The 10,097-nt window shown below is 66.0% G+C and carries 7 protein-coding genes; 1 reads left to right on the forward strand and 6 read right to left on the reverse strand.

What is annotated here, in order from left to right; translation table 11 throughout:
* A partial coding sequence (locus Q0629_RS00395) for a hypothetical protein (protein WP_298777540.1) occupies window positions 1–286 on the reverse strand: 286 nt, incomplete at its 3' end.
* Window positions 287–337: 51 nt separating this feature from the next.
* Between Q0629_RS00395 and Q0629_RS00400 the strand changes: the two genes are divergently transcribed.
* Window positions 338–2,935 (forward strand): LuxR C-terminal-related transcriptional regulator, encoded by a 2,598-nt coding sequence (locus Q0629_RS00400; protein ID WP_298777544.1) that lies wholly within the window; start codon window positions 338–340, stop codon window positions 2,933–2,935.
* A 30-nt stretch (window positions 2,936–2,965) separates the two neighbouring features.
* On the opposite strand, the gene Q0629_RS00405 is transcribed toward Q0629_RS00400, so the two are convergent.
* From Q0629_RS00405 to Q0629_RS00425, 5 genes are all read right to left on the reverse strand, one after another.
* Window positions 2,966–3,271 carry a septum formation initiator family protein gene (locus Q0629_RS00405; protein WP_298777546.1) on the reverse strand — a complete coding sequence of 102 codons (306 nt, stop codon included), beginning with the start codon at window positions 3,269–3,271 and terminating at the stop codon, window positions 2,966–2,968.
* 4 nt (window positions 3,272–3,275) lie between these two features.
* Entirely contained in the window at window positions 3,276–4,994 is a 1,719-nt protein-coding gene (gene argS, locus Q0629_RS00410) for an arginine--tRNA ligase (RefSeq protein ID WP_298777548.1), read from the reverse strand.
* Window positions 4,995–5,014: 20 nt separating this feature from the next.
* Window positions 5,015–6,904: a hypothetical protein gene (locus Q0629_RS00415; protein ID WP_298777550.1), complete on the reverse strand. Its 1,890-nt coding sequence runs from the start codon at window positions 6,902–6,904 to the stop codon at window positions 5,015–5,017.
* Window positions 6,905–6,907: 3 nt separating this feature from the next.
* The gene (secA, locus tag Q0629_RS00420) at window positions 6,908–9,751 is read right to left on the reverse strand and encodes a preprotein translocase subunit SecA (protein ID WP_366122842.1); all 2,844 of its coding nucleotides are present in this window, start codon (window positions 9,749–9,751) and stop codon (window positions 6,908–6,910) included.
* Between the two features lie 129 nt (window positions 9,752–9,880).
* A partial coding sequence (locus tag Q0629_RS00425) for a YitT family protein (RefSeq protein WP_298777552.1) occupies window positions 9,881–10,097 on the reverse strand: 217 nt, incomplete at its 5' end.

Below are 10,097 nucleotides of genomic sequence, written 5' to 3' on the forward strand. Positions count from 1 at the left end.
CAACACCGACAAAACACCGATACGCTTGCTCCACATTCACAAAAACTCCCTTCCCCATAGCGAGGTTGAATAGACAGGGGGTCGATCCCCTTATCCAGAGTATTCTATGCCCCACCCGGATAGGGGTCCATGACCTGAGGTCAGGATTTTGAGGTAAAAAAGCGGCTTTTTTTTGAAAAAGAAAAAGTTTTTGGTTGGGCATCCAGTTCAAAGAGCCATCCCCGGTTTCCTGCGCGCTCTTGTATAATTGTGAGCATAAGAAACCTTTGCAGGAGAGGTACTCCATCTTCAAGAGGGCTTCCATGCCTTTGAAGACCGAATTTTAAGGAGGACGCTCATGTCCGAGGAACATTTTCTTCCGCCCCGTGCAGGGAAGGGGGTCCTGCCCCGCGCGAGGGTGAACGCGATTCTGGAATCCGCAAAGGAGCGAGGAGGGCAGTGGATCTACGTGGGGGCTCCGGGCGGATTCGGAAAGAGCCTTGCCGTTTCGCAGTGGCTGGCCCCGCAGCGCAACAAGCACGCCTGGATCACGCTGGACCCCTACGACAACAACGAGGGCCGTTTCGTCCGCAAGTTCCTTGGGGGCCTCGCCTTCGCCCAGAGGGCGAACCGAAGGCTGGCCCGGGCCGCAGAGCGGGTACGGCCCCCCTTCCTGGACTCCCTGTTCGACGCTCTGGACCTGCTCCTCCCCAACGAAAAAAAGTACGTCCTGGTCCTGGACGACCTCCACCACCTGCGGGACGGGGCGGTACTGCGGGCGTTGCCCCTGCTCCGAAAACGCCTCCCCGCCGGCTTCACCGTCTGCCTCCTGAGCCGGAACGAGCCCCCGGACGTCTTCCTGGACGCCATCCTGAAGGGCGGCATGACCGTCCTGGACGCCCGCGACCTGGCCTTCGACGAGGAGGAACTGCGCAGGCTCCTGCTGCGAAACGGCCTCTCCCCCAGCCAGGCCCTCGACCTCCTGAGGCGGACCGCGGGCTGGCCCATAGCGGTGGAGGCCCTTTTGATGGGGCGTGGAGCGCCGGGAGAGGCTGGAGGAAACAAAGAAATTTCCCCCCACGAAACGCTGCACGGGGAAGAGCTGCTGCGCCGCTACCTGGACGTCCACGTCTGGAGCGGTTGGGACGCCCAGGTTCAAGACTTCCTGATGCAGGCCTCCCTGCCCGACCTGCTGGACGGGCAGCTGTGTCGCCGCCTGACGGGACGTCAGGACAGTGCCGAAATCCTCGAATCCCTGTCCCGGAACCTGGCCTTCGTCTCCAGCCTGGGAAACGGGCGCTACCGTCTGCACGACCTCTTTCGTGACTTCCTGAGGGAGAAGCTCGCCGAAAACTGCCGTGTCGAGGAAATTCACGCTCTGGAAAAAAAGGTGGCCGACGCGCTCTTTGAGGAGGAGGACTATTACGCCGCCGCGGCGCACTACATCCGATGTTCCGATTCCAGAGGACTGTCCGCCTGCTGCGCAGCCTTTCGGCGGATCGCCGCCTTCAGTTCGATCGAGGATCGCATCGCGTTCTTCAAGGAATACGTGATCGGCGGACGTGAGGCCCTTTTTGAGGGGAACCTTCCCATCATGGCCCAATGCGCGTTCGTGTACTACGTGGAGGGGGATGCCCGGAAGTTCCTCCGGCTTATGGATAAGATCGAACGAGAGCTGGAACGGCGAAGCCAGAAGGGCGATTCCTGCAAGAAGGCGGACAGGGACGCGTTTCAGTTTTTCTGGGTGCTTCGGGCCCTGGACTTCCGAAGGCCTATCGACCGCTATACGGACGATTTCCTGGCGGGACGAAAGGACCTGGAACCCTTCCTGGCCGATGGACCGTTCTGGGTGGGGACCTTCACCGCGGCCATGCCCGTGCTGCACCGGTCCTTGATGGACCAGTCGGACCTGGCGCGGGGCCGCAGCCTCTACGCCCAGGCCGCAAGAAGGCGAAAGGCCTTTACCTCCCTTTTGGGAAATGAGCACCTGGTCGTGCTGGAGTGCCAGCTTGCCGGGATACTCTACGAGAGCAGCCGTCTCCCTGAGGCCTGCTTCCGGGCTCTGAGGGCCCAGGAGATGATGGAAACGACGCCCTGCAGGGCGGAGGTGCGGTTCGCCGCCGACCTGATCCTGTCGGCCATCCTGAAGGGGATGGGGCGGACGGATGAGGCCGCCAGGATCGAGGCGGAAACGGAACGGCGCATCGAGAGGGAAGGCCTCCTGTCCCTGCGTTCCAGCCTCAGGGCCTGGCGCTATGCCTCCCGCATCGCCGGCGGAGATGAGACGGCGGCGCGGGAGTGGCTGGATTCCTACGCTGCACCCCTGTCCGACAGTTTGCCCCTGTATCGGATGCACCAGCATTTCGTCACAGCCCGGGCGCTGCTCGCCGTCCGTGAGGACGCCCTGGCCGTGCTGTTCGGGGAGAAACTGCTGAAGCTGGGGATGAGTTTTCGGCGCAGACTGGACATGATCGAGGCCTCTTTGTTGCTCTCGATCGCTTACAGGAACCTGGGAAACCGCAGGGAAAGCCTCTCCTGCATCAGGAGGGCGCTCAAGATCGCGGCGCTCTGCAATTTCTCGAGGCTCTTCATCGACGACGCGCCCGTCCTCGCCCCGATCCTGGACGCCCTGCTGCGGACTCTCAAAACGCGCAAGGCACTCTGGATCGACTTCGCGGTCCGGGTCCGGGCGGCCATGGCCGGGACCGATACGGCGCCTCTGCCTCCATCGAAAGTGGAGACAGAGGCGGTCCCTGCCCTGAGCGACAGACAGGTTCGTATCTTGGAACTTCTTGAGAGGAACGCGAGCTACGGGGAGATCGCGAAGGACCTGGGGATTGCCCACAGCACGGCCAAATACCACGTCCTGAGGCTTTACCGCGCCCTGGGCGTTTCAAACGCCGCCGGGGCCCTCGCCCGCGCAGGCCGCACGCGCGAGGAGGACCCCAGCCTGTGACGCGACGGTCTGGTCAGGCGGCAGACGCCTTCAGGGCAGATCGCCGGACGGAACGCCGGGGCTCGCCAGCAGGATGACGCGCTCGCCCGAGGTCACAAGGTTGTACTGCTCGCGGGCCAGGTGCTCGATCCCCTCCCGCGTCTTGTAGAAGGACACCTTCTCCTCGTAGTTTCTGACGTTTTCCTTCTTCTTCTGAAGGAGGTCCTCCCGCTCGTCGATCGCGCTCCGGATCTGCTCGATCCGGCTCACTTCAAAGGCGTAGTGCGTCACCATGATCAGCGCCAGGACGCCGAGCAACGCGATCAGGGCGATCCGCCTCAGCGGGGGCATCGCCATGGCGCTACATCCGTTCCGGAGCGCTGACCCCAAGCAGGCCCAGACAGGTGGCGAGGACGATGCGCACCGCCTCCGCCAGGCGCAGGCGGCCGTGCTCAACCTCCGTGCTCTCCCCCAGGATGCGGTTCGTGTTATAGAAGGAGTGGAACGCCCCCGCCAGGTTCAGAGCGTAGGCCGCCACCATGTGGGGCGCCAGGTCCACGGAGGCCCCGGCCATCTCCACCGGAAAGACCGCCAGCGTTTCGGCCAGGGCCCGCGCATCCTTGTTGTCAAACAGCAGGTCGGGAAGGGGCGTCCCGTCTCGTCGCAGCTCCGCCGCATCGCCGCCGCGCCCCTCCCATTCCCGAAGGATGCTCGATATGCGGGCATGGGCGTACTGGAGGTAGTAGACGGGGTTGTCGTTGCTCTGCTTCTTCGCCAGGCTCAGGTCGAAGTCCAGCTGGCTGTCGCTGCGCCGCATGAGGAAGAAGAAGCGCGTCGCGTCCACCCCGACCTCGTCCAGGACCTCCTTGAGCGTGACGAACTCGCCGGCGCGCGTCGACATGCCCACGAGCTTCCCGTCGCGCTTCAGGGACACCAGCTGGATCAGGAGGGCCTTGAAGTCGCCGGGGGCCCGGCCCATCGCCTCGACGGCCGCCTCCATGCGCGGGACATAGCCGTGGTGGTCCGCGCCCCAAACGTCGATGACCCGGTCGAACCCCCGACGCACGAACTTGTCATGATGGTAGGCGACGTCGGAGGCGAAGTACGTCGGGACGCCGTTGCTCCGGATCAGGACCCGATCCTTGTCGTCCGCGAAGGCCGTTGACTTGAACCACAGCGCGCCGTTCGCTTCAAAGGCGTAGCCTCGCTCCTTCAGGTCCTCGATGGCGTGGCTCACCTGGTCCCGCTCGTAGAGCGACGCCTCGGAGAACCAGCTGTCGAAGAGGACCCCAAAGCGCTCCAGGTCCTTGCGTATCCCATCGAGGATTTGGTCCGCTGCGTACCGTTCAAACCAGGGGAGGCTCTCCGCGAGGGGAGTGGCGAGGAAGCGGTCCCCCTCCTCCTTCCGGATCTGCTCCGCCAGTTCCAGCAGGTAGTCGCCCTTGTAGCCGTCCTCCGGCAGCGGGGCGAGCTCCGACTTGCCGCAGACCTCGAAGTAGCGGGCCTGTGCGGACCTCCCCAGCGTCTCGATCTGCAGCCCGGCATCGTTGAGGTAATACTCTCGTTCCACGTTCCAGCCCGTGAAGCTCAGGATGCGCGCCACGGCGTCGCCGACGGCCGCGCCGCGGCCGTGGCCGATGTGCAGCGGCCCCGTCGGGTTGGCGCTGACGAACTCCACCTGGACCTTGCGGCCGTGGCCCATGTCCACCGCCCCGTAGCGCTCCCCCTGCTGCAGGACCTGCGACGCGGCTTCGGCAAACCACCTGGGGGAGAGGAAGAGGTTGATGAACCCCGGTCCCGCGACCTCCACCCTGTCAAGCAGGTCCCGGCACCCCTCCTGCAGGGAGCCGGCGATCCGGGCCGCAATGTCGCGCGGAGGCATCGAGAAGGCCCGCGCCAGCTGCATGGCGACGTTGCTGGCCCGGTCCCCCTGGTCCGCGCGCCTGGGGCGTTCGAGCTCAAAGGACAGGGCCTCCGGCAGCTCCTTTCCGCACTCCTCGGCCGTCCTCAGGGCTGCGGAGCGCAGGGCCCGAACCAACGCAGCCTCCGCTGCGTTCAACCTGGAAAAATTCTCGTCCATTCTCATCGTTCCTCCCAAAGTCAGCGCTTCAACTGCACAGGAATATGCCTCTCTGCGAAGGCCTGCCACAGCCCTACGCAGCGCCGGAGCAGCGCCAGATCGCCCTCCGCCACCCTGAGCGTATCGACCTCGCACCGAGCCGAGCCCACCACCCGATGACGCCATGCCTTGCAGCTGTCGCTGTAGTTGATCCTGTCCGGCGTCCGCTTCGTCTCCCCCTCATCGAGGATGCGCTCCGCGCTGCGGGGTAACCCGATCGTCCACCTCTGCTCCAGGACGAAGGGGAAGCGCAGCTCAAGGGGACCGGACTGCCCTCCCAGCGCGCTGAAGGCCTTCGGCAGAAAGGCCGGCGGCACCGCCAGCAGGCCACTCCCGCCGATCCCGGCCACGCCGGGCTTTTCCTTCAGGGCAAAGGAGAGCTCCAGCCCCTCCCCGCTCCGCCGGCACTGGACGTCCTCGTAATGGCGAAGGTCGGGGAAGAGCTCCAGCAGGGCGGCGCGCGCCTCCGTCTCCGCGGGGGACTGCTGCGGCAGCAGGAAGGAAATCCAGGCTCCCCGAAGGAGCAGGCGCACGGCGCCGGTCAGCCTCCCCTGCTCGTCCATCTTGAGCTCCATGGCGGCGAACAGGCGGTTTGCCGCTGCCCTGGAGACGGGCACCTCCTTCCGCGACAGGCTGCCGTCGACGGAGAGGCCGAAGACCCGCTCCCCCTGCAGGGACACGGAGGACCCTCCGTCAAAGGGGGCACTCATGTCGTAGAAGACGCTGTCCCGCGTCCGCTGCTTTCCGTGGAACGCGGGGAGCTCCAGCAGGGCGTCCTGCAGGAGCTCACGGGACAGGGGGGGCTCCTCCTCAGGCTCGACGGGAAGGCGCCACCTCATGGGCGCGTCCACCCCTTCCTGCGCCAGCCAGGCCTTCGCCAAAAGCAGCTTTTCGTTCCGGGTCCAGGGCGCCGCATCCGGGACCTTTCGCCGGGTCCCATCGGGCAGGTGAAGCTCCGGCTGAAGGAAAAGCCAGTTGAGGAGCCCCTTCACGCCCTCCTCGGCGGACCTGCGAAACCCTGCCCTTGCGGCGTCCGGCGCGTTGGGGAGCTCGCCGGCATCCGAACGCATCAACCGGATCAGGCCCGCTCTCTCCCGCCTCATGCTGAAGGCCAGCCCCGACCTCCGGGAGCGCACCAGCCCCTTCGACTCGAAGGGTGCGGCGTTGATGACGCGCCAGCTGTAGACGGCCTCCTGAGGGGTCCGTCGGACCTCCGGCTCCAGCTCCTGGGGGAAGGCGCGAAAGACGACGGACTGGGACGGGAGGAGATGCACCTCCACGTTGGACTCCCAGACGGGAAGAGACTCCTGCAGCCAGACGAGGTCCTCAAAGGCCAGGGCATCGGGCGCTACGTCCCGCCAGGCGATCGCCAGGATGAAGGGCTCCGGCAGGTCCCGGAAGCTCACGGTCTGGAGCCCTCCCTCGACGGTCGGCGTCACGTCCCGGAGCTTCTCTCCCGTGTCGAAGGAGTAGACGCAAGCCTGCAGGACCTCCGCCCGTCCCCCTGCGGGGTCCGGAATACGCCAGGTCAGCCAGCGGTCGTCCAGGCCCCTGCGGCCCAGGATGACCCACAGGTGCGTCCGCTCCATCCCTCCCTTGTCGCCCCGTCCAAAGACCTCCCGGCGCAGCCAGACGATCCCCTGGGCGTCGGGGTAGGTGGTGAAGTCCGGGTTGAGCTGGCGCATACGCGCGACGCTGTACTCCGGCACCTCCCCGTCCTGCGCTGCGGCGGGCAGAGCCAGGGCGGCTGTCAGCAAGAGCCACGCCGCCAGGAGCCGGCACAGCCTCGTTCCAACCCCACAGGCGGGGCCGCGAGGGGTGGCTCGCGTTTTGCCGGGGACGGCGGCGTTCCCATCGAAGCGCATCTCCATCCCCTAGAGCCCCTTCCCGCAGCAATGCTTGTACTTCTTCCCGCTCCCGCAGGGGCACGGGTCGTTTCGCCCGATCTTCGTCCCCCGGCGCACGGGCTGGCGCTTCTCGCCTCCCGGCTGGGGCAGCGGGTCCTCTCCCCTGCCCTCCGGGCTGAAGCCCGGAAGCTGAAAATCCCGGCTCTCGGAAACGCGCCGCTCCCTGGAGGGCCCCTCCGCAGAGACGACCTGCACGCGGAAGATCTGCTCCGCGATGGCCTCCTTGACCCGCTCCATCATCTCCTGGAACAGGTTGAAGGACTCGAACTGATACTCGATCAGTGGGTCCTTCTGGCCGATGGCCCGGAGCCCGATCCCCCGGCGCAGCTCGTCCATGGCCAGCAGGTGATCGCGCCAGGCGTTGTCCAGCGTGTTCAGCAGGACGTACCGCACCAGGCCCTCCGCCACCTCCGGCGGCAGGGTTGCCATCTTCCGGTCGTAGCGGGATTCGATTTCCTTCAGGATCTCCTCGCGCACCAGCTCCAGCCCGGCGCGGCTGTCCACCCGCGCCACCTCGTCCCCGCTCCCCGCCCCGAAGAGGGCACGGAAGCGCGCCTCGGCCCTCGCCGGGTCCGCCTCTCCCTCCTCCGGGAAGTAGTGGTCCAGGATCGAGGAGGCGACGCCGTGGACCACGTCCCGACCGTAGGCGACGACGTCCTCGTCCGTCAGAATCATGTGCCGCTCGTGGTAGACCGCTTCTCGCTGCTGGTTCATCACGTTGTCGTAGGCCAGGAGCTGCTTTCGGATGTCGAAGTGCATCTCCTCGACCTTGTGCTGCGACGATTCGATGATCCTGGAGAGCATCCCCGACTCGATGGCCTCTCCGTCCGTCATCCCCAGCTTCCCCATCAGGCCCTGAATGCGCTCGGAGCCGAAGAGGCGCAGCAGGTTGTCCTCAAGGGAGAGGTAGAAACGGCTGCTGCCCGGGTCGCCCTGACGGCCGGACCGCCCGCGCAGCTGGTTGTCGATGCGGCGGGACTCGTGCCGCTCCGTCCCCACGATCGCCAGGCCGCCCAGCGCCGCCACCTTCTCGTGCTCCTCGCGGCAGGCGGCGGAGAAGTCCGCAAGGCAGGCGTCGTAGGCCTCCTTGATCCTGGCGAAGAACCCCCGCAGCCGCCCGGCGATCTCCGCGCCCTCGGCCGCGTTGATGCGCTGCTCCTTCAGGTAGTTCGCCGCCAGGTTCTCCGTGTCCAGGTTGGAGTAGCGCACGAAGTACTCGTAGACGCTCTCCTCGTCCAGTCCGCTCCCGCCCCAGTCGATGTTGGGTCGGGTGGTCAGGAGCTTCTCCCTGGCCAGAAACTCCGGGTTCCCTCCCAGCATGATGTCCGTGCCGCGGCCCGCCATGTTCGTGGCGACGGTCACCGCTCCCTCGTGTCCCGCCTGGGCCACGATGTGGGCCTCCTTCTCGTGGTGCTTCGCGTTCAGCACCTGGTGGGGCACGTGGCGGGCCTTCAACAGCTTGCTGACCCGCTCCGAATTCTCGATGGAGGTGGTCCCCACCAGGACGGGCTGTCCGCGCTTGTGGCACTCCTCCACGTCGTCCGCGACGGCGTTGAACTTCTCCACCATCGTGCCGTAGATCACGTCGGGGTTGTCCTTTCGGATCATCGGGCGGTGGGTGGGAATCGTCACCACCTGCAGGCCGTAGATCTCCTTAAACTCCTCGGCCTCCGTTGCGGCCGTTCCCGTCATGCCCGCGAGCTTTCTGTACATGCGGAAGTAGTTCTGAAGGGTGATCGTGGCAAGCGTCTGGCTCTCACGCCCAACCTTGACGCGCTCCTTCGCCTCGATGGCCTGATGGAGCCCGTCGGAGTAGCGGCGCCCCACCATAAGGCGTCCCGTGAACTCGTCCACGATCACGATCTCCCCGTCCTTCACCACGTAATCCACGTCTCGGGTAAAGAGACGGTGCGCCTTCAGCGCCTGCACGATGCGGTGTGCCAGGTCGGAATGTGCCGCGTCGGAGAAGAGCCCCGGCAGCTTCAGGGCGTCCTCGCAGCGCTGGATGCCCGCCTCCGTGACGGCGATGCTGCGCTCCTTCTCGTCCTTCTCGTAGTCGGCCCCCTCCTTGAGCTGGCGGGCCACGCCGTCCGCCTTCACGTAGAGGTCCACGTTGTCGTCCGAGGGGCCTGAGATGATGAGGGGCGTCCGGGCCTCGTCGATGAGGATGGAGTCCACCTCGTCCACGATGCAGTAGGCGTGCGGGCGCTGCACCATCTGGTCCGCGCGCATCACCATGTTGTCGCGCAGGTAATCGAAGCCGAACTCGCTGTTCGTGCCGTAGGTTATGTCCGCCCTGTAGGCCTCGTAACGCTCCTCGGCCGGCATGTAGGGATAGATCACCCCCACGGAGAGCCCCAGGAAGTTGTAGATGGGAGCCATCCAGGCGGCGTCGCGCCGGGCCAGGTAGTCGTTCACGGTCACGAGGTGGACGCCCTCCCCCTTCAGGGCGTTGAGGACGACGGCCAGAGTTGCCACCAGCGTCTTGCCCTCGCCAGTCTTCATCTCGGCGATGTGCCCGTCGTGCAGGGCCATGCCACCGATCAGCTGGACGTCGTAATGGCGCAGGCCGATCGTCCTCCAGGACACCTCGCGGGCCAGCGCGAAGACCTCCGGCAGGAGCTCGTTCAGGTCCGCGCCCTCCCGCGCGTGTGCGCGCAGCTCCGCTCCGAGGGTCCGCAGCTCCTCGACGCTCCTGGCCTCCATCGCGTCCGACAGGGCGTTGACGTCCTCGACCTGCGCCCCGTACTTCCTGAGGGCGCGGTCGTTGGGGTCCAGCCCCAGCATCTTCCTTAAACTCTTCCACAGCATTCAGGCAGTCACCTCAAAATGATAATGTCAACGTCAAAAAATGCAGAAGTGCGGGGCCCCCTGGGGCTCCCGCGCACCGGCAGCTTTTCCTCCTGCCATTATAGCCCACGGGACGCCGCTGCGTCCCGGCTACAGGGAGCGCCAGTTCTTGAAGCCCTGCCCCAGCACCTCCGAGGCGTCGCAGATGGAAACGAAAGCATGGGGGTCCTTCTCCTTGAGGAAGCGCTTGAGGTTCGCCACCTGGCGCGGCCCCAAAAGGGAGAGGAGCACCGGACGGGGCTCGCCCGTGTAGACGCCCCGGCCGTCGAGGCGGGTCACGCCGCGTCCCGTCGCCGTGATGAAGCGG

Source organism: uncultured Fretibacterium sp. (genome assembly GCF_938030725.1).
In the GTDB taxonomy this organism is placed as follows: domain Bacteria; phylum Synergistota; class Synergistia; order Synergistales; family Aminobacteriaceae; genus Fretibacterium.

What these genes read in the sequence shown, in the direction of transcription:
- Q0629_RS00400 (WP_298777544.1), top strand. Translation starts at nt 338, where the DNA reads ATGTCCGAGGAACATTTTCTTCCGCCCCGTGCAGGGAAGGGGGTCCTG.
- Q0629_RS00405 (WP_298777546.1), bottom strand. Translation starts at nt 3,271, where the DNA reads ATGGCGATGCCCCCGCTGAGGCGGATCGCCCTGATCGCGTTGCTCGGC.
- argS (WP_298777548.1), bottom strand. Translation starts at nt 4,994, where the DNA reads ATGGACGAGAATTTTTCCAGGTTGAACGCAGCGGAGGCTGCGTTGGTT.
- Q0629_RS00415 (WP_298777550.1), bottom strand. Translation starts at nt 6,904, where the DNA reads ATGGAGATGCGCTTCGATGGGAACGCCGCCGTCCCCGGCAAAACGCGA.
- secA (WP_366122842.1), bottom strand. Translation starts at nt 9,751, where the DNA reads ATGCTGTGGAAGAGTTTAAGGAAGATGCTGGGGCTGGACCCCAACGAC.